This window comes from Photobacterium jeanii, from assembly GCF_001650345.1.
GTDB classification, from domain to species: domain Bacteria; phylum Pseudomonadota; class Gammaproteobacteria; order Enterobacterales; family Vibrionaceae; genus Photobacterium; species Photobacterium jeanii.
Genome location: NZ_LVHF01000029.1, coordinates 1 through 26186, shown reverse-complemented (window position 1 = coordinate 26186; position 26186 = coordinate 1). Strand labels below are relative to the sequence as shown.

Here is a 26186-nt window from a genome sequence, read left to right as displayed (position 1 = left end):
ACAGATAAATGTGTTGGCTAGAAAGAAAAGCCCCTGCAAAGCTTAGCTTGCAGGGGCTTACTTATACGAAAGCGACTGAGAGTCACATACGCGATTTAGAAAATTAGCGGCGGAATGTCACAGCTTCTTTCTCGCCATTTTCGCCAAGTGTAATGTGCGTAGTTGCTGGTTGAGTTTCAGCAATTACATTACCGCCACGGATTGAGTAACGCACTGGTACTTGACGGCGCACAGCATCAAAACCATTCTCTGCTGGCAAGATCAGTAAGTTCGCTGCTTTGCCTGCTTCAATACCGTATTGGTCTTGAATATTTAGGGTGCGCGCTGACTTGGTACTGATCAGATCAAGTGAGTTGTTGATTTGATCGTAGCCCATCACCTGACACACATGCAGACCCATATGCAGAACTTGCAGCATATTGGCAGTACCTAGCGGATACCATGGGTCGAAGACATCATCATGACCAAAACAAACATTGATATCAGCCGCTAGCATTTCTTTCACACGGGTAATACCACGACGTTTAGGGTAATCGTCGAAACGGCCTTGAAGGTGAATGTTGACCAGTGGGTTAGCAACAAAGTTGATACCTGACATTTTTAGTAAACGGAACAAGCGAGAGGCGTAAGCACCATTGTATGAGTGCATTGCTGTAGTGTGGCTTGCCGTTACGCGAGCACCCATTTCGTATTTATGTGCAAGCGCTGCCAGTGTTTCAACAAAACGCGATTGTTCATCGTCAATCTCATCGCAGTGAACGTCAATTAAACGGTCGTATTTGCGTGCTAGCTCAAAGGCAAAGTGAAGTGATTCGATCCCGTATTCACGTGTGAACTCGAAATGTGGAATTGCACCCACGACATCAGCACCCATCTGAACCGCTTTTTCTAGCAGCTCTTTACCGTTAGGGTAAGAGAGGATACCTTCTTGTGGGAATGCCACAATTTGGATATCAACCCATTCTTTCATTTCTTCTTTTACTTCAAGCATGGCTTGAAGGGCAATCAAAGTTGGGTCTGAAACATCAACGTGGGTACGTACGTGCTGTACGCCATTAGCAATTTGCCATTTCAGTGTCTGCTTGGCACGAGCTTTAACATCTTCGATTGAAAGCAGCGCTTTACGCTCCGACCAGCGCTCAATCCCTTCAAAAAGCGTTCCTGAAATATTCCAGCTTGGTTCACCCGCCGTTTGAGTGGTATCTAAGTGAACGTGTGGTTCACAAAAAGGAGGGATCGCCATCCCGCCTTCACCGTCAAGGGTTGTACCTTGATAGTCAATAATGTCATCAGCTGAAGCAATCTTGGCAAATTCGCCATTTTGGATCAGGATCTGATGCAGTCCTTCCTTGCCTTGTAGTGTTACGTTTTTAATTAGCATGTCTGACTGATGCATCGTATTTACCTTATGCGTTAGCTTTTACTGTTTGAGCGTCACGGTTTAATAGTGGGTTTAGAATCAAGTAACTGATAGCGCCACCTAGTACAGCATTGATAGGTACTACGCCAGGTAGGAAGTGACCCGCAGCAACACCAACACCTACGCCAATGATGGCAGCCCAGTTCACCGTATTGAATTCAGCGTTAGCAAAATCTTTGTAACGATGACGGTTTTTCAAGAAATCTGCAATGATAATACCGCCGATTGGTGGAATGGCTGCTGACAAGAAAGTTAGCCAGCCTACAAAGTTATTGTAGAGCCATAGCGCACATAGCGTACCGATAATGCCATTAATCATTGATAGGTACTTACTTGGAATCCCAGTTACGTTCGAAAAGCCAAGACCTGAAGCGTAAAGTGCGTTGTCGTTGGTCGTCCAAATGTTTAAACCCAACACAATGATTGCTGGCAATAGTAGCCCTTGAGCAATCATCACTTCAGAAATGTCAGCTTGACCCGTAGCGGCACCACCTGCAGCGCCAAAGATAAACATTAAAGAGTTACCAATAAAGAAAGCCACCATAGTGATAAATACCGCTGCTTTTGGTTTCTTACCAAAGCGCACGAAATCTGCGGTTAGTGTACCTGCCGAGATGAACGAGCCAACAACGAGCGCTAGGGCTGTCGAGAACTCAATGGGATCTTTAGGTTGAATGGCTTTTAAGCCATCCATGCCACCCACACTGCTGATGGCTTCGATAACAGAATAGCCACCAAGTAGGGCAATGGCTGGTACAGCAATGGCTGACAAAATCATGAGCGCTGCAATACCGAAGTAGACAGTTACTGTCATAAGTAAGCCAGCAACGACAATTAGAATGTTGGTATCAATGCCCATTGCTTTATGTACCGGGATGGCAAACATAGCAACACCTACGCCGAACCAACCGACTTGAGTACCACCAAGAAGAAGAGAAGGAAGCCAAGAGCCTTTAGAGCCAAAAGAGAATCGAGCAAGAAGGTGAGTAGAGAGGCCAGTAGAAGAGCCGATGTAACCAAGAAAAGAAGTGTAGATACCGAGAATGAGGTTACCAATGAGAACAGCAAGAAGGAAATCATCATAAGTTAAGCCAGTGCCTAACTTACCTCCTGTCCACATACTGGCGGAAAAGAAGGTTAACCCTAACATGACCATTGTTAGTGAAATAACGCCCTTTCGTGCTGATTGCGGCACGGGTCCTAAGCTGTAGTTATTATCGCCAGCCATTCTTTACCTCTAAACGTCGTAATTAAAATGTAGTTGTCATATTTTTGATAAACGGCGCGTATTCTATTGATGTAAATTATTAGATCAAGCGTTTTTTAAGCAAAAAGCACTTAATTTTAACTGTGATTTTTATTGTTTAGTTTATTCAATGTCTTAGGTTGGTGCTTGGTGATTTAAATGGTAGTGCGAAACGTTTGCTTTGTGTTTGTTTGTTGCTATGCAATCGATACATTTGTTTTTATTGTGCTTTGGTGGCTGTAAATGGCTTTTATCTAGTGTGAGCGAGTGAGGGTAATGACTAGGCTGCGATAATTTTAGGCGGGAATGTTGCGTGCTAGAGCTGGGTAAAACAGTTTAGAAAGTTAACATTGGATTGTGAAAAAGAATATATTTCAATAAATACAGAACGTTAGGTTGAACATTAGATGGTTTTTGGTTTGTTATCCACAAAAGCTGTGTATAAGTCTGTGGGAAATACTTGCAAGCTAGCGCTGGTGCCGTGTTTGCCAATGTCAATACTTGATGGTGAGAGAAAATAGTGAAAAAACGCTTGCTTTGATTTAGTTCAATTCTCGAAAAAAGATTGCCTAGAGATAAAGCAATATGCGTGTTTTTTATTATCTTATGACTTGCGCGCAATATATCGCTTTGCTTATAACCGCCTGAATAATTGGGAGGATTGTGGGTAAAGTTATGAACGCCTAAAAAACATGCAAATTAATAGCAACTAAAGCATTTAGACAGTTGCTCCCATTGATAGTGTTAATTAAAATGCGAATAGTTTGTGTTAATGGTGTTTGTTGTTGTGTCTCGTATTTTGCTTGTGGATGATGATATCCAACTGTGTGAGTTGCTTACCGATGTGTTAACGGCTGAAGGCTATGAGGTCGAGTGTAAGCATTGTGGTGAGTCAGCATTGGATTACATGCAAGATTACTCGGTTGATCTTGTCTTGTTGGATGTCATGTTACCTAACATCGACGGTATGCAAGTGGCGAGGCGCATATGCCAACGTTTTGCGACACCGATTTTAATGTTAACTGCATTAGCAGACGAAGCTTCTTTGATGGATGGTTTGCAGGCTGGGGCCGATCATTACATGCCCAAGCCTTTCCGTGTGCCTGAATTGCTTGCCCGCATGACCGCGATTTTACGACGTGTTGGTTTAGAGCGTCAGCGTCAGTCGCAGCATTGTTCAGAGCCGGATTTATCAGAACAAATAGCACGTTTGCCGTTAACGGGTACCGAATCAGAGCTGCTGGAATATTTGATCAAAAATAACGAAGTAGTGGTTTCGAAAGCTGAATTACAAAAAGAAGTGCTGAAGAAAGACTTAAGTCCGTTTGATCGTAATTTAGATATGCACATCAGCAACATTCGTCGCAAAATGGTCCAGTCTGGGCTGTCGAAACAACACATCAAAACCATTCGTGGCAAAGGTTATAGCTTTTTACAAATGGTATCGTGAGCCTCTTGGTTATCACGTCAGAACTTCAAGGCTACGCAGCAGTGCGTAGCCTTTTTCTATTGAGGATATATGGTAAACCTACAAGCGATTAATACCTTTTCTCGCCATCACAAAGGCTCGCTGGCGTATCGGCTCTTTTCTTATTTTGCTGTTATTTTGTTGCTCATCTTAGGGGCGCAGAATGCCGCAGAACATGCTTTGGTCAAAACCTTACTTCAAGTACCGACTAAGGTACAAAAAGAGATGCTGGACTTAGCCATACAAGCAGAGGTTATGCTAGGTGAGGGCGATATGGATGAACTTGCTGACTGGGAAAAAGCCCAAGACTATTATTTGTTTGTATTGGATAAGGATCGGAATGTTTTAAGCGGTAGGAAAATGCACCCGCATTTTGAGTTCAAGCTTAACTTCATTCGTAAGCTTGATTCGATTCTCGATTCTCAGGTCAATCAGCCTATCATTGCGGTGCCGTTGAATAATCAAAATCAATTGGTGATCCAGTTTCCCCATGAAAAGCACCCAGCGCATCAGTTCCGTTATTATTTCGCTATTAGCCAAGTGGTGATTGCGGTACTCATTCTTACGGTTTTTTCATGGTTATTAGCTCGTTACTTACAAAAGCCTTTAACGCAGCTTCAAGAAGCTAGTAGACGCTTAGCAGAGGGGGATTTTTCGGTCAGAGTGGGCAATGAAGTTGGAGACGGTGTGCGCGAGTTCAGTGAGCTGGCAAAAGACTTTGATCACATGACTCAGCGCATTTACGACTTAGCGGAAAAGCAGCGTCGTTTGATTCGAGATGTATCGCATGAGCTAAAAACGCCACTGGCGCGACATAGTCTTGCTCTACACTTGTTACGCCGTCACTTGACGGAAGACCAGCAAGCCATGGCTGATAAGTTAGAACGCGAGTCGGAAGAGATGAACGACTTAGTCAGTGAGATTTTAGAATTTAGCCGACTAGAAAATGCGAGCTATGCGCCAGAACTTGTTCCTCTTCAGCTTGAAACGCTTTGTTCATTGCACACGCTGGAGTCGCAATATGGTAAAGGTGACGGACAGACCATTCTTTGTCAGGTACCGAAAGGGTTACCACTGGTTATGGCTGATAATCGTTTAACGTCACGAGTGATTAAAAACCTACTGAGTAATGCGATGAAGTATGCTGGCGAAAAAGCGACGATCACGATTTCCGCGTATGAGTTTGGTGAATATATCAATGTTGAAGTGACCGATAATGGTCGTGGGATCCCTAAGCAGCACCTCAAGCATATCTTTAACGCTTTTACCCGGATAGAAGAAGCTAGGGATAAAAAGTCTGGTGGTACAGGTTTAGGTCTAGCAATCGTGAAAGAAGCAATGATAGTCATGAATGGCAAAGTGAAAGCTGAAAACTGCCAGCCGAGCGGGTTGCGTATCACTTTATCTTTTCCTGCCTACCGCTAACCACAAAGGGTTGGCTTAAACGGTTAAGGTGAAACATGGCTTTGTTTGAGCGGATTAAGCAAAGCCGTTATATTCCAAGTTCTACGTCATTAAGGAGCGGGTGGGATCTTCCGTTTTTCTTCATCGTATAAAAAATATTTATTGTGTTAATTAACACGCTTATTAAAAAGAATCCCTAATCTTCAACTAATTACGATATTTGTCAGACATTTAAGGGCATTTATACACAATATTTACGTTCTATATTCATTGAGTGGATGGATTAAATGCGTAAAATGGCGTGCACTCAAATCGGTTGGTAAAAACCGAAAGCGTAAACGAGCTTCATCATTTAGCGGCACGAATAAATAAAAGAACCATTTTATGCAAAGACGTATCTGTACTCTGTTGATTTCTGCATGGCTGACAGCTTGTGGTGGCGGTGGTGGAGATAATGCCCAACCGCAAAGAGTTTCGGTAAAACCTCAGGCGATTAACGTCGATTTCAAAGAACCGAGAACAGAGAAAGAAGTGGAGGCCGGTGAGCAACTTATCGGTCAGTATACCTTTTCCTCAAAGAGTGTCCCTCCCGCTATTGATGCCTCGTGGGTGTATTGGGAAACGCTGTCAGGTCATGCCGTTCACCGTGGCTTAGAATATCGCGTTCCGTACGACAACAGCCTCGCGGGGGAGCGCATACGATTTTGTGTTGTGCCTGTTAATCATGTCGATCGTAAAGTCGGTGATAAAACGTGCTCTCCATATTACTTAATTAACAGTCGACCTATGTCCGATTTGCCCAGTGTTGGCATTATTGAGCATGGCTATTTTCCTATTTATGTTGGTTCCTTAGTTCAGACAGCGTTAGTCGACCCTGATGGTACGCCTGTATCTGAAGAGGAAGCGAAGAAATACTTGTTTGAGTGGTACAGCGACGGACAACTTATTGCTGGTGAAAACGAAGATAGCTATACCGCGAGAGCCGAAGATGAAGGCAAGCATCTATCGGTGTGCATCATAGACACCAAAAGCAATGTGCTAGTGTCATGCTATGAAATGGCAAACAAGGTCGCGGGGTTAGAGGGTGAGCCTCCCGTTGTTGATCTTCAGCCATTAGGTGAGACCATTGAGGTTGGTCTACCTCAGTATCTTATCTATGAGTTCATCGACTTTGACAATGATAAAGAAGATAGCTTCACCACAGCATACAGCTGGTATGTTGGTGACAAATTCACTTCAGATTCCCGTCTTTTTATTCCCACCGCTGAGATGTTAGGCAAGCAAGTGAAAGGGTGTGTGACACCTTATTCATTAACTGGGCACCCAAAAGCGCAAGATATATTCTGTACTGCACCTAGCACGGTTACTGCGGTGGCTGATACAAAGCCGAGGATTCAAAATCTCGCAATTACTGGTTCGCGTTTTGCTGGTAACACTTTGATGGCTCAATATGATTATTTCGATGCTGATCAAGATGAGGACACCACTAAGCGTTTTGAGTGGTTCATGGTTAGAGATGATGAGTTAAGCCTTGTTAGCACCACGCAAAGTTATACGGTAGCAACGGGCGATGAAGGTGCTAAAAATCAATTGGCGCTGTGTGTTACCCCTGAGAATGCGAAAGAAACAGGCGCCACTGTATGTGTTAACTACGATATGCCGGCTCTAGAGGCTAGAGGTGAGTTGAATGCGAATGGTGAAGTCAAGGTTAGCCTTAAAGGTTATCCAGAGTTTAAGCGCTCTTATTGGCTTTCCACATCGCAAACTTTGCCATTGCCTATTGGGTTAGTCTCGGAGCCAAATCAGCCCGCAGTGCTAAAGATTGATGAAGCCATCGCTAGCATTAATAACCTTCACTCGCTTAAGTTTTGTATCTCGCCTGACGAACGCGTGTTGAATGAAGATGATGTTTGTCGTGAGGTAACACTCAACAACAGGCTACATCGTGGGGTACAGCTAGATCTGAGCGATCAAACGCGAATCGCGATGAACGTCAATCAGCGTGTGAAGTACAACTATAAAGGCTTTAATTATGACTTACGTCGTCCATTTACTTGGGCGGAGTTTGTGCAAACAGGGCTTGCTGATAACGATGAATACAACAGTGCTGAGCCAGTTGTTCTTACTGGTAGTGATATTGTTGGCTTGAAGATGACGCCAGAGCAAGCGAATCAATTCTGTCGACGTACTTTTGGTGCTCAAGGCGTTATTTCATCGCCACTGTTTGCGAGTTTACGTGCGAGTAAGACTGATTTATACGGTTGGCCAATGGCGCTGATGGAGCAAGCCTTTTTGACTAAACAGTATGAAGGTGCTTATGTGATTGATGCTGATGTTGAGCAAGTGGCTGAATCACAGAAAAAATATCCATTTATTTGTTACGTGAGCGAAACCAATCAGTTCTATGGTGAGCGTTAAGCAAAAACGATATAGCTAACAGTCTGCATAAGCGTGATGGAATGTAAGCATTAAAAAACGGCTCTTAGATCCTAACTTGATAATAAGTTGGAATCTAAGAGCCGTTTTTGTGTTAAACGCTCGGTCAAAAATGACGCGTCCGTCTGACTAGGTAAGGAGCTTAAGCCGTAATGATCACGTTTTTGTATTGCTTAGGCTTAGATCTTAGGTAGTCAACATCAGGTGGGAAGTCTTTGTTTGCCTTCGCATGGCGCATAACATCAAACACTTTAAATTCAGTCAAAATTGCATAGCGATAAGGTTTGAAATCGCCTTTGATCTGCAGTGTTGGATCATAGTATTTGTCGCCAGATTTAATGATGGCGTGATCAATCACTTCATCTTCACAACGATAGCCCAAAACATAACGATCACCCTTGCCGAAAATGACATTCATGTAGCTGTTATAAAAGCTCTCATCTTCAGTTGTTGTGCAACTTTCCAGTAGTTCAGGATCCATAGCCTCAACAGTCACAAAGCGCATGTTTTCAGGTTTTAGGTTATGTGCTGCTAACTGTTCGTGAGCAGCTTCGAGGGTCAATTGAGTCACATTGTGTTCCGAATTTTCAATAAAAACGTCGGCATTATACATGGATAGCGCTGAATTACATCTTTCACAGTAATTATGTGCATTAAGTGCATATTAGTACGGTGATAGTGATTGTCTTTACACAAGTTTACGAATGCAAAGAATGTAAATTTGACTGAAAATAATAACGGTTATCACTAACATTCCGCTCGAAATTGCAGTGGGCCGAGAGGCTGTAGATTAAGTTATTGCTGAATCCTAATAAAAAATGGCTTAACTACACATTATTGGAGATAACGGAATATGTTTTCAAAAAGCCAGTTGGCGTTAGTGATTGGTGCTGTTTTAGCCGTACCTGCCGCTTACGCTGAAACAACAAAAGTTGACGAGCACATGGTTGTTACGGGTCGTGACCACGGTTACAAGGCCGATACCAACACAACCGCGATGCGTATTGAAGCAACACAACTGGAAACCCCAGGGCAGGTTGCCATCATTGATGAGCAAATCATCGATGAGCAACGTGCTAGCACACTAGGTGAAGTACTTGCGAATGATGCAAGTATTTCTGCTGGTGATAAGAGCCGTAACCGTGAACGTTTCAAATCTCGTGGTTTCGATCTACAAGTATTGCGTGACGGCCGTAAACACTGGTCTCACTATAAGCAACCAATCGAGCTTCTAGAGCGTGTTGAGATTCTAAAAGGTCCTTCAGGTCTACTTTACGGCACATCCGCGCCAGGCGGCATGGTAAACATGGTGTCGAAGAAGCCAACGCACGAGACGCAAATTAATTTCAGCCAAGATGTTGGTTCGAATAATCACTCTCGTACCGTGCTTGATGTAAGCGGTGCGTTAAACGAAGACAAAACGCTTCGCGCACGTACAGTATTGTCAAAGATGACAGAAGATTCTTGGCGTAAATACAGCGATGGTAGCGAGCATTCAACTGAGCGTTTTGTTGGTGGTTTGTTTGTAGACTACGACTTCAATGACGATGTGACGCTATCGCTTCACTACGATAATACCCAAGATAAAGGCAACGTTGACTCAGGTGCCTACATTGTAGACGGTAACGTTGTTAATGGTCGTGACCATATTTGGGATGCACAGTGGTCAACCATTGATAATAGCTCTGAAAATATTGGCTTTGATATTAATGCTCGTTTGAACGATACATGGGCATTAACAACAGGCTACAACTACCAAGACTTTAAGCGTCAAGATATTGAGAGCTTCCCAGATTTCTCGAAGTACCAATCGCAGGGTGTAATTACCCATGGTGGCTCTGATCGTAAAGATCATTGGGTTTTCCAAACGGCATACACTGACTTTGTTGGTAATTTTGATGCGCTAGGCATGACTCACCAATTGCTATTAGGTGCTAACTGGTTAGGTTATACCTATGACCGTAATCAGACTAGCTTCAATAAGGTGGATGTGAAGCCGGGCGAGCCTGTGCCTACACCGACACCAAAAGCAGGCAAGCCGCGTATTTCACATAGTCACTACGATTCTTACGGTATCTATGTGCAAGACATGATCACGTTCAATGATCAATGGCAAGCGTTGGCAGGTGCTCGTTTTGATGAAACACGTGATGAAGGTCGTAAAGATAACGCGCTGTCTCCTAAGTTTGCCGTAATTTACCACCCAGCAGTGAATGGTTCGATTTACGTGACATACTCTGAAAGCTTTGAGCACCAACGTGAAGTTTCAGGTAGTGAGTACGTGAATGATGGCGAACAGCTTGATCCTCGTCGCGGCAAACTTTACGAAGTGGGTACTAAATGGAACCTTCTTGACGACACCTTGTACCTAACAGGTGCATTGTTTGACATCACGGAAGAAGGTCGCACTATTTCTGAAGAAGTGGGTGGTGGTAAGAAGAAGCTGACTCAAGCGGGTGAGCAAAACCACCGTGGTGCTGAAGTAGGCGCACAAGGTAATATCACAGAAGACTTCTCGCTAAGCGCAAGTGCAATGTACCTAAAAGCTGAGTACGTTCGTCACGAGAGCTACCAAGGCAACCGTCCAGCAGACGTGCCTGAGTTCAGTGCAAGTGTTTGGTCTCGTTACAGCCTAGACACAGGTACAGATATGAACCTTGGGGTGATCTATGTTGGTGAGCGCTACGGTGATGCGTCTAACACCTTTAAGAAAGATGGCTACACTCGTGTTGACCTAGGCGTATCGCACACGCATAAATACGATGACAAGCTAGATATTATTGGTCGCTTGAATGTAGAAAATGTGTTCGATACTGATTACCTTGCTGGTGGCGGTTCAACGAGCAAGAGCTACCCTGGCGCTAAAAACGTAACTGTTGGAGAAGGTCGTAACTTCATGGCCTCAATTCAATTCCGTTACTAATTAATCTTTAGGGGAAGGCATTAGCTTTCCCCTTTATTTGTTTAAATGAGATTTGTTTTCAATTAGTATTGTAAGCAATTTGCCCGCACTTGAGTCGGGATTCTTTGTTTTTACACTGTCTGTTTTTTATTTTTGTTTACGTCTAATTCCATATTTAAGAGAAAGATCATGAAGGGATTTAAGCCTTCGCTAGTGTTTCTAGCTTTAAGTGTTGCTTATGGCGCGCAAGCGAATAGCCTCGATAGCGCTCGTGCTGTCGAGAATAAAATCAATCACGCGTCTAGTGTTAGTCAGAAGAAAATCGATAAAAGCGCAGAGCAAGCGTTATCGATGAAAGCGGAGATTGAGCAACTTCAGGAAGAAGTTGAAAACTTGACTGTTTACCGAGATCACATGGCACGCTTGGTCGCAAACCAAGAGGAAGAAAGCGCCAGCTTGAGCGATCAAATTCAAGGCATTAAAGAAACCCGCCAAGGGGTAGTGCCTTTGATGTACAAAATGATCGATGGTCTGCAAACCATTATTACTGACGACAAGCCAATCAAACGCGATCAACGTTTAGCGCGTGTGGCTAAGTTGAAGCTGATGATGTCGCAAGCGGATATCAGTGATGCTGAAAAATACCGTCGTATTTTAGAAGCCTACCAAATCGAAATGGACTACGGCACTAAGTTAGGTGTTTACCAAGGTGAATTGGCACTGAGTGATGCTGATTCTATTGAAGCTGAATTGCTGTACTTAGGCCGTATTTCGCTAGTGGCGCGTAGCCTTGACGGTCAACGCTACTGGGCGTGGAACGAGCAACAAAGTAGTTGGCAATCTCTTGATAGCCAATACGCAAGTGATGTTGATAAAGCGTTTGCGATTGCGAACAAGCAAGTCGCGCCAAGCCTTATCAACCTACCTGTATCACTGCACACTGCCGCAACTAACGTGGAGACAAAGTAAGATGAAATTGAAAGCGTTAGTAACGGTTCTGTGTTTATTTAGCGTCCCGTTTTGTGCATCAGCGACAACTGAACTACTAAAAGACACTCGCCAAGAACAAAAAGTACAAGTTGCACACAATAAAGATCGTGAAGCTGGCTTTAAGCAAACGGAACGTAGCATTCGTGCACAACGTGATGCGCTTATTGCTCAGCGAAATCAACTGCAAAAAGAAACAGAGCAGTTGAGCGATACCTTTAGTGATAATGAAAACAAGCTTGCTATTTTGGAAGAGCAACTGCGCCTAGAAACAGGCAGCTTGGGTGAGCTATTTGGTGTGGTTCGCCAAACGGCTAAAGATGTGAAAGCCGAGCTTGATACTTCGGTAACAGCCGTCGATCGTCACCAAAACAATGCGGTAATTGATGCGATTGTTGATGCAAAAGTATTGCCATCATTACCACAACTGACAGGTTTGTGGCTGGCAATGCAAGAGCAGATTCAAGCAAGTGGTGAGTTAGCCAATGTTGATGTGGCTTACATCAATGGTGAAGGTCATAAATCACAACTAAATGCTTACCGTCTAGGTAGTATCGGCATGGTGGCAGATCAAGGCTACATCGAGTGGGATGGGGCAAAAGAAACTGCTAAGCCTTACTTAAAGCAACCAGCGAACGGTCCTGTCGCTGCTAACTTCGCTCAAAACTCTTCTCAACAGAATGCAGTTCAATCCATTGTTGTAGACCCATCTCGTGGTGTGATGCTGTCACAATTGGCAAATGCGCCAGAGATGAAAGATCGTTTAGCGCACGGTGGTGTGGTAGGTAAGATCATTCTTGGTCTGTTAGCGATTGGTGCCATCATTGCGGTTTTCCGTGGTGTGAAACTGATGGCGATTCGCCAGCAAATTCGCTCACAACTGAAAAATCCACAACAACCGGGTGATAACCCGCTAGGGCGCGTACTTGCTGTTTACGATAAAGAACAAAACCGTAGCGTAGAAGCGCTAGAACTTCGTTTACTAGAAACCATTGTTGATGAACAACAGCAGCTTGAAAAAGGTTTATCGATGCTAAAACTACTAGCAGCGTTGGCTCCTATGCTAGGTCTGCTGGGTACAGTAACCGGTATGATCGAAACCTTCCAAGTGATCACTCAGTTTGGTAACGGCGATCCTAAAGTGATGGCGGGCGGTATCTCAATGGCATTGGTAACAACGGTGCTAGGTTTGATTTCAGCAATGCCACTTCTTCTTGCGCACAATATTTTGGGTACGCAAGCGGAGAACATTCGCAATATTCTTGAAAAACAAGGCATCAGCCTAGTTGCTGAGCAAGCCGAGAAAGTAGGAAAAGCAGCCTAATGGGATTCAGTCTTTCAGAAGCCTTGCATTCAACGGTTTTCGAAGCCTGGTGGTTATCGCTGTCTCACTTTATGCACCAAGGTGGCCCCATCTTATGGTGGTTGGCTGCTGCGGTGGCTGTGTGCTGGATCTTAGTGGTTGAGCGAGTGTTGTATCTTTACGTTTCGTACCCGGCACAAAAGAAACACTGGTTAACTCAGTGGCAGGCACGTGAAGATCAAACGTCTTGGTACGCACATGCTATCCGTGACGGTTGGTTAAGCGAAGCCCATATTGCCTTAAACCAAAACATGAATCTGATCAAAGTGCTGGTGGCAATTTGCCCAATGTTGGGACTACTTGGCACAGTAACAGGCATGATTTCAGTGTTTGATGTAATGGCGACGCAGGGTAGCAGCCAACCACGTTTGATGGCATCAGGTATTTCATTAGCCACCTTGCCGACCATGGCAGGTATGGTTGCCGCATTAGCTGGCATGTTTGTTCACGCACGTTTAGCAAAAGCATGTTTGTGGCGTGAACAGAAATTAGAAAAATTATTAAGGAGCCGATGATGAGACTTAGTCGTCCATCTTCCGCACGCGATGAAGCGCAAATCGATATGACCTCTATGTTGGATATCGTTTTCATCATGCTGATCTTCTTTATTGTGACCAGTTCGTTTGTGCGTGAGTCAGGTGTTGAAGTGAATCGTCCGCAGGCTAGCAATGTGGTTAGCAAAAAAGATGCGGGTATTTTTGTTGCGATTACATCTGCCAACGATATTTACATCGATAAGCGTGTTATTGACGTTGAACGCGTACAAGCAACCCTTGAGCATATGTTACTTGAACAGCCAGAAGCGTCTTTGGTGATCCAAGCCGACGAACATGCCTATAACGGCACGGTTGTAAAAGTGATGGATGCCGCGAAAGGGGCGGGTGTTAAGAGTATTGCTTTGGCTGCGGAGAAGAGTTAATGCGTCGACTTTTACTCGCCTTGCCGTTAGCTATGGCGGTGACATTAGGTTTGTTCACCTTTATGGCTTGGATGGTGGATAACGGTCACCGAGGTAAACCTGAAACGAGTGAAACATTGGCATTTGACATGGTGATGGTGGAACAAGAACGTGCGGCGCAACGACGTCAACGTGCTGTGCCAGAACAGCCTGACACACCAGAGCCGCCACCACAAGCGACACCGACTGCGCAAAGTCAAACGGTAGCGGTATCATCGCCGGTCATGCCAACATTAGCGTTGGATGCTGCGGTAAGTGGTGTTGCGATCAATATGCCTAAGTTTTCCGATTTTGGATCAAACCAACAGGCGATGCCACTCTATCGTGTCGAGCCTCGTTATCCGCCTCGCGCATTGAAACAAGGGGCTGAAGGTTATGTGGTGATGTCGTTTACGATTGATCCGCAAGGGCGTCCAACAGATGTCAAAGTGTTAGAAGCCAACCCACGTCGTTTATTTGAAAAAGAAGCGATTCGAGCACTGCGTAAATGGAAGTACCAGCCTAAAGTTGTTGATGGCAAAGCAATTGCGCAACTTGGACAAACGGTAAGACTGGAGTTCAAAATAAGCAAATGATCAGATCAATTACTAAAACTTTGGTGCTTTCTATCGGTTTAGCTTTAGCGAGCCAAACCGCCATTGCTGGACCACAGTTATCACAGTTTACCGCCGGTAAAGTACAGCGTGCTCATCAGTTGCAACAAGATGAGAAAATGGCGGAAGCCATTGCTGTACTGGCTGAACTTGAGCCATCAAAAGCTTACGACAAAGCGTTTGTTCAGCGTATGTTGGGTGTGTTTTATTGGCAGCAAGGTAAAACCAAACTGGCTGTGGTTAACCTAACTAAAGCCGTCAATAGTGGTTTGCTTGATGACGATCAGGCGTGGATCACGCAGCGGATGTTGGCTGATATTTTACTCTCCAACGAAGAGTATAAAAAAGCACTGCCACATTATTATGCGTTAACAAAATCGATCCCTGAAAATCAGAAAGCTGATGAGCTTTGGCTGCGTATCGCGCAGTCTCATTATCAGCTTGAAGATTGGAAGCCTGTACTTTCTGCGATGAAGCGTTATGAGCAACTGAATAAGAAAGATGAAGTGGCTCCGCTAACCATTAAGTTAGGTGCTCAACTGCAGTTACAGCGTTGGAAAAGCGCCTTGCCGACTTTGCAACGTCTAATAGTGCTTGAGCCAAATAAACTTGTTTGGTGGCAGCAAACCGCAGGTATTCAGTTGCAGCTTAATCGCTCAAAAGACGCCTTAGCAACCTTGGCACTGGCAAAACGTCAAGGTGTGGCATTAAGTCAGCAAAACCTTCGTACCTTGGCACAGTTATATGCCCAACAGGGCATTCCTGAGCGTGCTGCGAAAGTATTGGCTGAAATCGATGACGCGAAGACTGATCCGCAATTACTGGCAGACCAAGCTACCTATTGGCAGTTAGCGAAAGAATGGGATACGTCAATTAAGTATTGGCGTTTGGCTGCGGCGAAAAACAATAAACATCGCTGGGCTCTAGCGCAATTGTTATTGCAAGAAGGTCATCACCGTAATGCATTAAAAGAGTTGGATCGGGTTTCTGGTCGTAAATCAGATGTTGAATTGGCTCGTGTCCGTGCTTATTACAAGTTGTCGTTATTTGAGAAAGCATTGATCCACGCTAAGCGTGCGAACAACATCAAATCAACGGCGGCTTCTAAGAGTTGGATTAAATATCTAACGCAAATGCGTAAGATGCAACAGAACAACAGTGCTGAACAACAATTGACCGCTATATAGTGTTGATAACGAAACCTCAAAAGCCGCTTTATGCGGCTTTATTTTTGCCTATTGTAAACTTTGTAAATTGAATCACAATGAAAATTATTATCAATTAAAATGCGTGCCATTCAGGAATCGTAGCAACCCCAATATCCATGCTTAAGAATAAAACAGTGCAACTTTGGTCTCGACGACTACATGTCTACATTTCAATGGCTTTACTGCTTGTTGTGCTGTTCTTTGCTATCACTGGCATCACGCTAAATAGACCACATATTTTCGTTAAGAGTCAGCCAGACGTTACCGAATTAACACTTAATATTCCGGCTGAACTCTTTCACTCGGACAAAGGTCAGTACCGTCCACAAGAAGACAAGCTGGTTAGCTACCTAACTGCAAAGGGAAAGATTTCTGGTCAACCATCTGGATTGAACGTGTATACCGATGTTGAAGATGGTGAATTGATTGAGGGGGAAATCTCACTCGACTACAAAGGCCCTGGTTTTAACGTTGCAGTATATATCGATATGACTAGCCAAGAGGCGGTTATTGAGAAAACCCATTATGGGCTAGTGGCGGTATTAAACGATCTACATAAAGGTCGTAACAGCGGGGAAGTGTGGCGCTGGTTTATTGATATTACAGCCGTATTGATGGTGCTGTTTGTACTGACAGGCGTTTGTTTGCTGCTACCTAAGAAGAAGACATTAACCACCTCACTGCAATGGATGGGCCTAGGAACGGCTGTGACCTTATTCATTTTCTTCTTCGCCGTACCCTAATTGCGAAATGCACATTTACTAAGAATTCAATTTGCTTTGCTGTCCTGTAGTTGGAAGTAGAGCTGCTAAGTAAACAAGGAATAAAGAATGAAACACGCATGTAAGCGTATGTTGAAGCTGTCTGCACTTGCCGCTGTTGTGGCGATGCCTTTGATGACACAGGCTAAGCCATTACCTCTAGACGCTCAGATGGATGTGTCTTTTGAACTTCCACTGATTCAATCTTCAAATTATAACCGCCCTTATGTTGCGGTGTGGATTGAAGGTGCAGATCGTCAACCTGTTCGTACTCTAGAGCTGTGGGTTGGTAAAGATGAATGGTTAAAAGACCTACGTAGTTGGTGGCGAAAAGTGGGCCGCTACGACCGTGCTTTGGTTGATGGCGTAACGTCTGCAACTCGACCTGCTGGCGAGTACCGCTTTGTGTGGGATGGTAAAAACCATGCTGGTGAGCGAGTTGAACAAGGTGAATACACCTTCTATGCCGAAGTGGTACGCGAACACGGTGGCCGAAGCTTACTACGCAAGAAATTAGATTTTGGCACTGAAGGATTCAGTGTTGATATTAAGCCGACTGACGAGACCGGCAAAGTAAAACTGAATTATAAAGTTAAATAGGACTTAGACATCAAAATGATCAAAAACAATAAACTAAAAGCAGCAGCACTCGCTTGTTCTGTACTGGCTGGCCTAGCTGTTTCTGCAACGGCAAACGCGCACCCACGTTGGATCCTTCCTTCTCACTTTACTGTGTCTAAAGAAGGTGGTGATTGGCTGACTTTTGATGTGACTGCATCACACGGTACTTTCGTTTTCGATAAGCCTGCGGGTAGTGAAGCTGCATTCGTTTTGATGCCTGATGGTCGCTCTGAACGCCCTAACTTTGTGGTTCGTGGCAAACGCCGCTCAATGTTCGATTTCTACTTTGAAGAAGAAGGGACACATAAGGTTGCAGTTAACAACTCACCATCATACTGGACTCAGTACAAAGCGGGTCGTCGTGACACGGTTAAATGGTTAAAAGCAAACAAAGCCGAGCGCGCAGCAGAGCTTCCTGCTAAGTCTCGTGACGTTGTAACACAAATTAGTTTCACTCGTGCTGAGTCTTACATCACGGTAGGTAAACCAACTCAAAAAGCACTTGAGATTGAAGGCAAGCTACTAGAGCTTAAGCCTATCACTCACCCTGCAGATATTGTGGAAGGTGAAGAAGTGGTATTCCAGATGTTCTTCAACGGTAAACCACAAGCTGGCGTAACCGCAGATATTACACGCGAAGGCACTATGTACCGTAACCACCAAGAGCAACTTGATGTGGTGAGTGACAAAGACGGTTTCATCCGCTTCGTACCTGAGCACGCAGGTCGTTACCTGCTACGTGCAAACCACAAAGGTGAATTAAAAGACAACACATTAGCCGATAAAGCAAGTGTGAACGTTCACCTAACATTTGAAGCTGTACTTCAATAATTCTAACTAGCCTGCTTCGGCAGGCTATTTTTTTGATTCGAGGTTGTTATGAAAAAGCAAGCGGGACTATTTCTTCTCTCATGTGGTGCACTATTTTCTGCATCGGCGTTTGCACATTTCCCAATTATGAGCTGCTGGTCAGAGTCTGAACAAATTGTTTGCCACGCGGGTTACAGCGACGGTAGCACAGCGGTAGACTACGATATTCACTTGTATGACTATGACGATACCTTAATTGCCAAAGAAACAACGGATAAAGGCTCTAAGGTACGTTTTACTAAACCAGACACTGACTTCTACATTGTTTTCGATGCTGGCCATGAAAGCCCAGTTGAAGTTGATGTCGTTGAGATCAAAGAAAAATGATCATTCAGACCGTACGTTCTGACAACGGTGGACGTGAAGGTAAGTGGGTTGCGCTCTGCATCCTAATTATTCTGACTGCAGCTGCCGTGTTATTACCTTTTCATCAACAGCATCATGCACGTCTCTCTCTTGCTTCTCATCAAATTGCATTAAAAGACGTAGATCAAGCATCGCTTGGTTTGTTGGCTGACTTACGTTTAGCGCATGAGGAAATTCGTAATATTTATCTTGAAAATATTGATGAGTCTCATGCGGATCTTAATGTTCAAATTCAGCAAAGTGAACGCCTTGATTGGGAGCCGATTGATTCGCTGAAAGAGCAATGGTTAGCCCCTTTTGTTGAAGATAAAAGCTGGGATTTCTATGGCAAACACCAATGGACATTGATCGCGCCAGCTATGTATCAAGGTTTAGTTCAAAGCTCAGACCAAGAAAAAACAGCGCGTTCATTCATTTTGGTTGCAGCTCATCAAGAGCCTGAGCTGTGGATTGATTTAGATGGTAAGGCAAAAGCTTTATCTCTTTCAGAGAGCGTGATTTCAGATCAAGCTTTGATTGACGCAGGTTGGTCTCAAGTGGTTTTTGAGCAAGCTACCGCGAATGGTCACGTTCACTAATTTTTTATTTCGCCTATAGGGCAGTAGTGGTAACGCTATGATTAAAACAACAGCAAAAATTGCATCTATTCTTGCACTTTCATTCTTTGCTTCTATCAGCCATGCCGCTGATAAATTGAAAATTGGCATCACACTCCAACCTTATTACAGCTACGTGAATGCGGTAGTTGGCAATAAAGCGGAGATCTTACCGCTTGTTGATGCTGGCTTTAATCCACATAACTACCAACCGCAACCAAATGACATGCGCCGCCTGCGTGAAATGGACATCATCGTGGTTAATGGTATTGGTCACGATGACTTTGCGATGAAAGTGATTCAAGCGGCTAATCGTAGCGATCTGAAAGTGATCGAAGCGAACAAAGATGTGCCTTTACTACCTGCAATGGGGCAGTCTGTGGGTGATGGGGCTGTTAATCCTCATACATTTGTCGGCTTATCGACCACGATTCAAAAGGTTTACACCATCGCCAATGAAATGGCGAAGATTGATCCAGAAAACGCGCGCTTCTACCGTAAAAACGCACGTAAATACGCGACAACTTTCCGTAAGATGAAACATGAAGCCATGACTATGCTGGGCGATTTAGATACCGCTGGTATGACGGTAGCTACAACCCATAACGCTTATGGTTATTTACTGCAGGAGTTTGGTGTGGATGTTGCGACTGTGATCGAACCTGCTCACGGTGTTGAACCAAGCGCCAGCCAACTGCAAGAAACCATTGAGAAGATTAAAAAGTCTGGTATTGATGTTCTTTTTTACGAGTTGAACATGCCAAACCGTTACGTTGATACCATTGAAAAAGCAACGGGCGTTCAACTATATCGCTTTTCACATATGACGCATGGTCCTTACACGGCTGAGAAAGTGGAAATCGAAACCCGCGAAAATCTAGCAACACTTGTTGAAGCGATGAAGTTTGCTGCAGAGAAAAAAGGTAGCTAACTGTGGGACCTTCAATCAAATTAGCCAATGTTGGCTTGAAATACGGTGATAACACCATTTTGCATGACATTAATCACCAGTTCGCAGCGGGGGAGTGTCATATCGTGATGGGACCCAATGGTGGTGGTAAAACATCACTACTGCGTTCCATCCTTGGCTTAACGCCATTTACTGGTCAAATCGATATTCAGTGGCAGCAAGAAAAAGGTGTTTTGGGCTATGTGCCACAAAAGGCAATGTTTGAAGCAAGCCTGCCGCTGACAGTGATGGATTTTATTCTACTTAATCAAAGTAGTTTCCCGCTGTTTTGGAGACAAAACGCTAAGAATAAAGCCAAAGCTCTTGCTCAACTCGATCGTGTGGGCATGGCAAGCCGTGCCTCGCGTCGTATGGGACAGCTTTCTGGTGGTGAACAACAGCGCGTATTGTTTTCTCAAGCGCTATTGGATGATCCGGATCTATTGGTACTTGATGAACCCACAACAGGTATGGATGAGCAAGGCGTTCGTTATCTTGAGTCGTTGATGCATGAGTTGGTCGCAGAAGATAAGACAATCTTAGCTGTGCACCATGATGTCACTGCCGTTCGTCGTTTGAATGGCCATGTACATGTTGTTAACCGCAGTGTTATTGATAGTGGCAGCGTAGCTGAGGTGTTAGTTCCAGAGAAGATTGAACGTTTGTTCAATCATTACAGTGCGACACCAGATACAAAAGAAATGAATGCTAAGGAGCGTGCAGCATGATGGATTCTGTACGTTTATGGGCACAAGCTGGCGTAGACGCCGGAATGTTGAGTGAAAGCTTTTCTTATGCATTTTTGGTTAATGCCGTAGTCGCTGCTTTAATGGTGGGGCCTTTGCTTGGTGGTTTGGGAACGCTTGTTATCGCAAAACGTCTGGCTTTCTTTTCTGAAGCGGTAGGTCACGCAGCACTTACCGGTATTGCACTCGGTGTATTACTTGGCGAGCCGCCTGATAATCCAATTATTGGTCTGTTTAGCTTCTGCATGATCTTTGCGTTGTTACTTCACTTTGTTCGTAACCGCACTAACGTGCCTTACGATACGTTAGTTGGAGTGTTCTTGGCACTGGCATTAGCTGTTGGTGCTGCAATGCTGATGTACGTGGCACGTAAGATCAATGTTCACTTGCTAGAAAATGTCCTGTTTGGCTCGATCTTAACAGTGACAGATAGCGATTTGTTATTACTTGCGGTGAGTTGTTTGTTGATTATCTTGGTGTTAATACCGACCTTTAACCGCATTTTGTTAACTTGTATTAGCCCTGATATCGCCCGTGTGCGTGGTTACGCAACTAATTTTTACGATTACTTATTCGTAATGATGATCACGCTAGTCACCATTGCATCAGTGAAAATTATTGGCGCAGTTTTAGTTGGTGCTCTGTTGTTGATCCCTGGCGCAACAGCCCGTTTATTGACTAAATCAATGGGTAGTTTTGTAGTTCTTTCTGCGGTGCTGGCAACGGTAAGTTGTTTGGTCGGTACGATTTTGCCGATGGAATTAAAACTCCCAGTACCATCAGGTGCGGCGATTATTATTGTTTCAGCTATTTTCTTTTTAATTGCAACTTGCTACCGCATTGTACGGAAGGGGTAATTTGTGAGTCGTTTATTTAAATTGTCATCATCTAAAAAACTTGCAGTAACAGCGGCAGCGTTGTCGCTATCTGTTGTGAGTAGCTTTGCTCATGCCGAAGATATTCTTACTGCGACGCCTGTTACTTATATGCTGGCATCTGAGCTAACTAAAGGCACTGAGCTTGACGTTTCATACTTGCCGCCAAAACGCTACGGTGTAACACGCATGCCAAATTGGTTTAATGGTCAAGGTAGTGAAGTTGTAACAAAGGCAGCAAAAGAGGCAAAAGTTGCAGTAACTATCGGTGCGGTATGGCCAAGCGAACCGCTTTATGTTCATGCTCGCCAAGGTAACATCGGTATTATTGAAGTTGACGCAACTCAGTCTATTTCACCTCGCGCGACTGGGGTAGCGGCATTGCGTTTGGATGACGGTTCAATTTCTCCATTTGCATGGTTAAACCCAGCTAACTTGACTCGCATGGCTGCAATTGTGAGTACTGATCTGCAAAAAGTTTGGCCTGAACAAGCAGACAAAATTGAGAAAAACCAACAGTCGTTGATGATTGCCGTTCGCCAACTTATCAATAAGCAGCAACAGCAACTTATGGATGCTGAAGTTGACTCAGTGATTTTACTTTCTTCTGAGCTAGAAGATTTTGCTTCTGGTAATCAGCTGTTTGTGGTTGAGCGTTTAACAAAACCAGAGCTTGAATGGACTGAAGAAGATAAGGCAAACCTGAAATCAATGCTAACAGAAGATGATAGTGTGTGGGTTTTAACTTCACGTAAAATGAGCGCAAACTTGAAAGCGTTAGTTCCGAATCCTGAAAAAGTCTTGGTTATTGATAGCGTTGATCGCTGGGGTAGAGCTGGGATTGATCAAGCGCAGCCGCTTAAACGCTGGCAGTTAGCTTTGTGAGTCGATAACCAGACTTTACCTGTCTGAACTTAAACCACAATCTGCAACTTATTAAGCTCAGTGAGGGATCTTACTGGGCTTTTTGTTTCTTATTCTTTAATTTTCTACCTCTACCTCTACCTCTACCTCTACCTCTACCTCTACCTCTACCTCTTTTATCTACCAATGCTCACTTTTGTTGGCACGCCTGCTTGAATAATGTTCACCCCAAGAGGAACAGTTTCATATTTAATTGAAATTTATTATGTTTTTGTAAAATGATGGATAATATATTTATTCTTTGTAATTCAGATTCTTACCGTAAATCACATAAATGGTAAAAATTCGAGTTTGGTTCAATATTTTGCTATTCCCGCATTTATTTATCTGTAAAATGACCAGAAAATTATACATGCATGCTAATGCATTGAAACTACGTCTTAAATGGCGTGCGGTAGCGTGCAAGTTAGTTGGTGAGCGAGTCAATAGGGCTGATAGCTCCTGTATGGTGTAGACCTGCAACATGGGTATAAATTTGTGTTGTTTTGACATCTGAGTGGCCAAGTAATTCTTGAATGTTTCGGATATCAGTCTCTTGTTCAAGTAAGCGAGTTGCAAAACTGTGCCGAAAGGTGTGACTGCTTGCTTTCTTCATGATTTTTGTCGCATTGATTGCGAGTTTTATTTGTCGCTGAACTGTTCTGTCCATTATATGGTGTCGCATGCGTTCACCCGTTCGTGGATCTGTGCTCAACTGTTGGGCAGGGAAAAGATATTGCCACCCGATTGAACGAGCATGGTTTGGGTATTTACGACCAAGTGCATAGGGCATATAAACAAAGCCAAGGTTATTACTGAGATCAAACTTGTGTAGGTTACTGACGTGATTCATTTGCGCGGTTAAATACGGTTTTATTATTTTTGCGAGTAGGGTTTGCCTATCTTTATTACCCTTACCACTACGAACTGTGATGGTATTTTTCCCAAGGTCAATATCATTGAGCCTAAGCCTTAATACTTCATTTAAACGCAATCCGCTACCGTACATTATTTGAGCTATCAACTTATACGGATTATCTAACTGGTTTATCACCATTGATGCCTCTTGGTGAGTAAAGACAACGGGTATGCGAGTTTGTTTTTTGGATTTACTGAACTTGAAGTGTTTGGTTTCTTGTTTTAAGAACTCTCGGCAAAGAAAAACGAGAGCATTAAGTGCTGTTTTCTGTGTGTTTGGTGAAACATTTCTATTTATTACTAAATACTCAAGGTATGAGGCAATATCTTCAGCCTGAATCTCCTCTTCACTTTTATAGCATTTAAAGCGTAAAAAGCACTTACACCAATAAAGGTAAGTTTTCTCGGTGCTGTAAGCTAAACCTTTACCACGGATAAAACGCTGGTATCGGTTCATAAACTTGGATTGACCTTGCTTAACGGGTTGTGGAATGTCCATAGCTGTCCAATAACTGTTAAATATACAGTTATGATGGCAGAGCACAGTGAGAGAGCAAGAAAACAGAAAGTTACTTTTTGAAAAGGTGAACTTCACTTGATTTAATAAGTAATAAAGAGAACTAGTAATTACAGAAATCAGGATACACGCAACAGAGGCGTATATCTTCTTGTGCGTATATCAACCTGAAATGGGGGAATAGTATGTCCCTTATGCGTAGAAGAAGCTGTTATGTTTCAGAGGTAGGTTATGAGAATTTTTTGGTTTACTGTATTTATAGTGTTATTAGTATCTGGCTGTTCGTCTAAACATGAAGAATGTACAACGCTACATAGCTGTGCGGTAGGGATTACTAATAGAATTCAGAATAACCTTCTGATTGATAAGAATTTTGCTGGTAAGAGGGCCGTGGTTGAGCTGTCTTTAGATAGTAAAAGCGCCCTTGAAAATGTTGAAGTTGTAGAAAATGATGGCGGCATAGAGTTTGAGAATGCAATTATCAAGGCTGTATCTGCAACCTTTCCGTATGAAGAGTTATTGAACCTTTCTGAAAGTGAATATAGTAAAGTAAAGAAAATAAAATTAACAGTAACACCTCTGTAATTGTTAACCGGGGCTATTTATTTCTCGATACAGAACCATCCGCATCTAGTACTCTTCTGGTTTAATGTTGGGTACCAATAGGCATTATTTTTAAAAGGTAAATATGAAATTTCCTCATGATTCAGATGGAGAGGTTTTAAATCGACTCTATCAAGACGGTTTCGAATTTTCACTGCCAACAACAATTGAATTTATGGTTGATTTTAATTCTTGGCCACCACCTGATAAGGCTATTTATGCTCTTCAGAGTGAGTTTGGTGCTCTAGAATTTTATCAACCGGAAGATGACTGTTTGGGATATGTCTTATTTACCATCAGTGACATTCTTTCCTACGAATTAGTGATCAATACTCAAGCTAAGGCATCTGACTTAGCTCAAGAATTCGATGGTGTTTGCGAAGCGTGGGGTGTGTTTATTGACCCGTACACCCTGAATTAAAACATAACAAAGCCATCAAAACGACCATCAACACTCGACATTTTAGATCTGAATTGGCTTTAGTGTTTGCGGTGGTCAACTAAAGATTGTAGTAATGTGTTGCTGGCGTTTTATGGCAGGTCGTTAGCAATTAGAGGAAATAATCAAGTATGGATAAACAATCTTGTTTTGTAATCATGCCGTTTGCAGAACCGTTTGAGACTTATTACAAGAGAATAATCAAACCAGCTATTGATAAAAATGATTTATATGCTGTGCGAGGTGATAGCTTATTTAGATCTACTCATATTATGGATGACATATGGAATTCCATAAAAGAGTCCTCTTTGGTCATAGCAGAACTAACAGGAAAAAATCCAAACGTATATTATGAGCTGGGTTTAGCTCATGCTCTTAAAAAACCAGCAATCCTAATTGCTTCAAATATAGAAGATGTCCCATTCGATTTGCGTCCATTGCGCGTTCTTATATACGATAAAAACGACCCTGATTGGGGGGCTACATTAAAGGCAAACATCTCAAGCGCAATTCAAGAAACTTTATCTTCACCGACAGAAGCTATCCCTCATACGTTTCGGGAGTATGAGCCTCCAGCGACAAAAGAAGAAGCTACGCTAGCAGACAGGCTTTCAATATTAGAAAATCATGTCAGCGAACTAATTATTGACTCGTATTCGGAAGTCTACAAAGAGGAACCCCAAGTCTCTAAATCAGAATCTGTATTTTCACCAGGGGAACGAGTTGTTCATCCTAAGTTTGGTGCGGGGCAAGTGATAAAATTCGAGGGTAAGGGGGCTTCATCGAGAGTACAAGTTAATTTTGACGTTGAAGGTGTTAAGTGGCTTGTCACCAAATATGCGAAGCTGAACCGTGAGTAAATTGCTAACAAAAACATCAAGGTGACGCGTCACACTCGGCAGTTTTGGTGCGAAGTCCGGTGCACTTGGCGAGTTTATCGTGGCGCACCTTATGTTCGGCGTTATGCGAAGGAGAGCGTAGTGTACCTAGGTGTTCAGCTTTATGCTTTTAATAAAGAGCATATTTTAAATAACCCA

The 26186-nt window shown here is 43.4% G+C and carries 25 protein-coding genes and 1 pseudogene; 22 read left to right on the top strand and 4 right to left on the bottom strand.

Translation table 11 applies throughout. From position 1 onward, the window contains the following. Window positions 1-103: 103 nt before the first annotated feature. A complete protein-coding gene (locus tag A3K86_RS14975) occupies window positions 104-1396 on the bottom strand; it encodes a cytosine deaminase (RefSeq protein WP_068332727.1) in 1293 nt (430 codons plus the stop codon). 10 nt (window positions 1397-1406) lie between these two features. Further along, on the bottom strand, window positions 1407-2648 hold the full coding sequence (gene codB, locus A3K86_RS14970; RefSeq protein ID WP_068332725.1) for a cytosine permease: 1242 nt from the start codon (window positions 2646-2648) through the stop codon (window positions 1407-1409). Between the two features lie 805 nt (window positions 2649-3453). Here codB and A3K86_RS14965 point away from each other — a divergent pair. The 3 genes from A3K86_RS14965 to A3K86_RS14955 all read left to right on the top strand — a co-directional run bounded on the left by A3K86_RS14965 (window position 3454) and on the right by A3K86_RS14955 (window position 7956). Beyond that, on the top strand, window positions 3454-4116 hold the full coding sequence (locus A3K86_RS14965; RefSeq protein WP_068333905.1) for a response regulator transcription factor: 663 nt from the start codon (window positions 3454-3456) through the stop codon (window positions 4114-4116). A 69-nt stretch (window positions 4117-4185) separates the two neighbouring features. Further along, entirely contained in the window at window positions 4186-5559 is a 1374-nt protein-coding gene (locus tag A3K86_RS14960) for a sensor histidine kinase (protein ID WP_068332724.1), read from the top strand. 363 nt (window positions 5560-5922) lie between these two features. Beyond that, window positions 5923-7956 carry a hypothetical protein gene (locus A3K86_RS14955; RefSeq protein WP_068332721.1) on the top strand — a complete coding sequence of 678 codons (2034 nt, stop codon included), beginning with the start codon at window positions 5923-5925 and terminating at the stop codon, window positions 7954-7956. Between the two features lie 160 nt (window positions 7957-8116). On the opposite strand, the gene A3K86_RS14950 is transcribed toward A3K86_RS14955, so the two are convergent. Next, complete coding sequence (locus A3K86_RS14950) at window positions 8117-8545, bottom strand: hypothetical protein (protein WP_068333902.1); 429 nt, start codon at window positions 8543-8545, stop codon at window positions 8117-8119. A gap of 282 nt (window positions 8546-8827) precedes the next feature. On the opposite strand from A3K86_RS14950, the gene A3K86_RS14945 reads away from it, so the two are divergent. The 16 genes from A3K86_RS14945 (at window position 8828) to A3K86_RS14870 (ending at window position 22654) form a co-directional block, all read left to right on the top strand. Next, window positions 8828-10897 carry a TonB-dependent siderophore receptor gene (locus A3K86_RS14945; protein ID WP_068332720.1) on the top strand — a complete coding sequence of 690 codons (2070 nt, stop codon included), beginning with the start codon at window positions 8828-8830 and terminating at the stop codon, window positions 10895-10897. Between the two features lie 168 nt (window positions 10898-11065). After that, window positions 11066-11845 carry a DUF3450 domain-containing protein gene (locus A3K86_RS14940; RefSeq protein ID WP_068332718.1) on the top strand — a complete coding sequence of 260 codons (780 nt, stop codon included), beginning with the start codon at window positions 11066-11068 and terminating at the stop codon, window positions 11843-11845. Between the two features lies 1 nt (window position 11846). Continuing rightward, complete coding sequence (locus A3K86_RS14935) at window positions 11847-13187, top strand: MotA/TolQ/ExbB proton channel family protein (RefSeq protein WP_068332715.1); 1341 nt, start codon at window positions 11847-11849, stop codon at window positions 13185-13187. After that, window positions 13187-13741: a MotA/TolQ/ExbB proton channel family protein gene (locus A3K86_RS14930; protein ID WP_068332714.1), complete on the top strand. Its 555-nt coding sequence runs from the start codon at window positions 13187-13189 to the stop codon at window positions 13739-13741. Before A3K86_RS14935 ends, A3K86_RS14930 begins: the two co-directional genes overlap by 1 nt. Continuing rightward, window positions 13741-14145, top strand: coding sequence for an ExbD/TolR family protein (locus tag A3K86_RS14925; RefSeq protein ID WP_068332707.1), 405 nt, complete (start codon window positions 13741-13743; stop codon window positions 14143-14145). Before A3K86_RS14930 ends, A3K86_RS14925 begins: the two co-directional genes overlap by 1 nt. Further along, window positions 14145-14759 carry an energy transducer TonB gene (locus A3K86_RS14920; protein ID WP_068332700.1) on the top strand — a complete coding sequence of 205 codons (615 nt, stop codon included), beginning with the start codon at window positions 14145-14147 and terminating at the stop codon, window positions 14757-14759. Before A3K86_RS14925 ends, A3K86_RS14920 begins: the two co-directional genes overlap by 1 nt. Further along, window positions 14756-15964 (top strand): tetratricopeptide repeat protein, encoded by a 1209-nt coding sequence (locus A3K86_RS14915; RefSeq protein ID WP_107270342.1) that lies wholly within the window; start codon window positions 14756-14758, stop codon window positions 15962-15964. The genes A3K86_RS14920 and A3K86_RS14915 overlap by 4 nt, the downstream gene beginning before the upstream one ends. A 137-nt stretch (window positions 15965-16101) precedes the next feature. Then, window positions 16102-16728 (top strand): PepSY-associated TM helix domain-containing protein, encoded by a 627-nt coding sequence (locus A3K86_RS14910; protein WP_198160431.1) that lies wholly within the window; start codon window positions 16102-16104, stop codon window positions 16726-16728. 87 nt (window positions 16729-16815) lie between these two features. Next, on the top strand, window positions 16816-17346 hold the full coding sequence (locus A3K86_RS14905; RefSeq protein WP_068332697.1) for a DUF2271 domain-containing protein: 531 nt from the start codon (window positions 16816-16818) through the stop codon (window positions 17344-17346). 15 nt (window positions 17347-17361) lie between these two features. Further along, window positions 17362-18198 (top strand): DUF4198 domain-containing protein, encoded by an 837-nt coding sequence (locus A3K86_RS14900; protein ID WP_068332693.1) that lies wholly within the window; start codon window positions 17362-17364, stop codon window positions 18196-18198. 48 nt (window positions 18199-18246) lie between these two features. Further along, window positions 18247-18564, top strand: coding sequence for a hypothetical protein (locus A3K86_RS14895; RefSeq protein WP_068332687.1), 318 nt, complete (start codon window positions 18247-18249; stop codon window positions 18562-18564). Continuing rightward, window positions 18561-19181, top strand: a complete 621-nt coding sequence (locus tag A3K86_RS14890) for a DUF6162 family protein (protein ID WP_068332686.1) — start codon at window positions 18561-18563, stop codon at window positions 19179-19181. Before A3K86_RS14895 ends, A3K86_RS14890 begins: the two co-directional genes overlap by 4 nt. Window positions 19182-19218: 37 nt before the next feature. Next, window positions 19219-20130: a metal ABC transporter solute-binding protein, Zn/Mn family gene (locus A3K86_RS14885; protein ID WP_068332685.1), complete on the top strand. Its 912-nt coding sequence runs from the start codon at window positions 19219-19221 to the stop codon at window positions 20128-20130. Window positions 20131-20132: 2 nt separating this feature from the next. Then, a complete protein-coding gene (locus A3K86_RS14880) occupies window positions 20133-20876 on the top strand; it encodes a metal ABC transporter ATP-binding protein (protein WP_068332684.1) in 744 nt (247 codons plus the stop codon). After that, window positions 20876-21751 carry a metal ABC transporter permease gene (locus A3K86_RS14875; RefSeq protein ID WP_068333894.1) on the top strand — a complete coding sequence of 292 codons (876 nt, stop codon included), beginning with the start codon at window positions 20876-20878 and terminating at the stop codon, window positions 21749-21751. Before A3K86_RS14880 ends, A3K86_RS14875 begins: the two co-directional genes overlap by 1 nt. A gap of 3 nt (window positions 21752-21754) precedes the next feature. Beyond that, window positions 21755-22654 carry a metal ABC transporter solute-binding protein, Zn/Mn family gene (locus A3K86_RS14870; RefSeq protein ID WP_415860039.1) on the top strand — a complete coding sequence of 300 codons (900 nt, stop codon included), beginning with the start codon at window positions 21755-21757 and terminating at the stop codon, window positions 22652-22654. 445 nt (window positions 22655-23099) lie between these two features. Here A3K86_RS14870 and A3K86_RS14865 read toward each other — a convergent pair whose 3' ends face one another. Beyond that, a complete protein-coding gene (locus A3K86_RS14865) occupies window positions 23100-24089 on the bottom strand; it encodes an integron integrase (protein WP_068332676.1) in 990 nt (329 codons plus the stop codon). A 249-nt stretch (window positions 24090-24338) separates the two neighbouring features. On the opposite strand from A3K86_RS14865, the gene A3K86_RS14860 reads away from it, so the two are divergent. The 3 genes and pseudogenes from A3K86_RS14860 to A3K86_RS23115 all read left to right on the top strand — a co-directional run. Next, window positions 24339-24692, top strand: coding sequence for a cell envelope integrity TolA family protein (locus A3K86_RS14860; protein ID WP_068332674.1), 354 nt, complete (start codon window positions 24339-24341; stop codon window positions 24690-24692). Between the two features lie 103 nt (window positions 24693-24795). After that, a complete protein-coding gene (locus A3K86_RS14855; protein WP_068332672.1) occupies window positions 24796-25131 on the top strand; it encodes a ribonuclease E inhibitor RraB in 336 nt (111 codons plus the stop codon). 713 nt (window positions 25132-25844) lie between these two features. Continuing rightward, a pseudogene (locus A3K86_RS23115) lies at window positions 25845-26009 on the top strand (hypothetical protein); the annotation flags it as partial. Window positions 26010-26186: the final 177 nt, after the last annotated feature.

Bases quoted from the DNA above. Each gene is read 5' to 3' on its own strand.
- A3K86_RS14875 (WP_068333894.1), top strand. From the start codon at position 20,876: ATGGATTCTGTACGTTTATGGGCACAAGCTGGCGTAGACGCCGGAATG.
- A3K86_RS14915 (WP_107270342.1), top strand. From the start codon at position 14,756: ATGATCAGATCAATTACTAAAACTTTGGTGCTTTCTATCGGTTTAGCT.
- A3K86_RS14935 (WP_068332715.1), top strand. From the start codon at position 11,847: ATGAAATTGAAAGCGTTAGTAACGGTTCTGTGTTTATTTAGCGTCCCG.
- A3K86_RS14860 (WP_068332674.1), top strand. From the start codon at position 24,339: ATGAGAATTTTTTGGTTTACTGTATTTATAGTGTTATTAGTATCTGGC.
- A3K86_RS14945 (WP_068332720.1), top strand. From the start codon at position 8,828: ATGTTTTCAAAAAGCCAGTTGGCGTTAGTGATTGGTGCTGTTTTAGCC.
- A3K86_RS14890 (WP_068332686.1), top strand. From the start codon at position 18,561: ATGATCATTCAGACCGTACGTTCTGACAACGGTGGACGTGAAGGTAAG.
- A3K86_RS14940 (WP_068332718.1), top strand. From the start codon at position 11,066: ATGAAGGGATTTAAGCCTTCGCTAGTGTTTCTAGCTTTAAGTGTTGCT.
- A3K86_RS14905 (WP_068332697.1), top strand. From the start codon at position 16,816: ATGAAACACGCATGTAAGCGTATGTTGAAGCTGTCTGCACTTGCCGCT.
- codB (WP_068332725.1), bottom strand. From the start codon at position 2,648: ATGGCTGGCGATAATAACTACAGCTTAGGACCCGTGCCGCAATCAGCA.
- A3K86_RS14855 (WP_068332672.1), top strand. From the start codon at position 24,796: ATGAAATTTCCTCATGATTCAGATGGAGAGGTTTTAAATCGACTCTAT.
- A3K86_RS14895 (WP_068332687.1), top strand. From the start codon at position 18,247: ATGAAAAAGCAAGCGGGACTATTTCTTCTCTCATGTGGTGCACTATTT.
- A3K86_RS14885 (WP_068332685.1), top strand. From the start codon at position 19,219: ATGATTAAAACAACAGCAAAAATTGCATCTATTCTTGCACTTTCATTC.
- A3K86_RS14930 (WP_068332714.1), top strand. From the start codon at position 13,187: ATGGGATTCAGTCTTTCAGAAGCCTTGCATTCAACGGTTTTCGAAGCC.
- A3K86_RS14910 (WP_198160431.1), top strand. From the start codon at position 16,102: ATGCTTAAGAATAAAACAGTGCAACTTTGGTCTCGACGACTACATGTC.
- A3K86_RS14955 (WP_068332721.1), top strand. From the start codon at position 5,923: ATGCAAAGACGTATCTGTACTCTGTTGATTTCTGCATGGCTGACAGCT.
- A3K86_RS14960 (WP_068332724.1), top strand. From the start codon at position 4,186: ATGGTAAACCTACAAGCGATTAATACCTTTTCTCGCCATCACAAAGGC.
- A3K86_RS14975 (WP_068332727.1), bottom strand. From the start codon at position 1,396: ATGCATCAGTCAGACATGCTAATTAAAAACGTAACACTACAAGGCAAG.
- A3K86_RS14920 (WP_068332700.1), top strand. From the start codon at position 14,145: ATGCGTCGACTTTTACTCGCCTTGCCGTTAGCTATGGCGGTGACATTA.
- A3K86_RS14900 (WP_068332693.1), top strand. From the start codon at position 17,362: ATGATCAAAAACAATAAACTAAAAGCAGCAGCACTCGCTTGTTCTGTA.
- A3K86_RS14865 (WP_068332676.1), bottom strand. From the start codon at position 24,089: ATGGACATTCCACAACCCGTTAAGCAAGGTCAATCCAAGTTTATGAAC.
- A3K86_RS14925 (WP_068332707.1), top strand. From the start codon at position 13,741: ATGAGACTTAGTCGTCCATCTTCCGCACGCGATGAAGCGCAAATCGAT.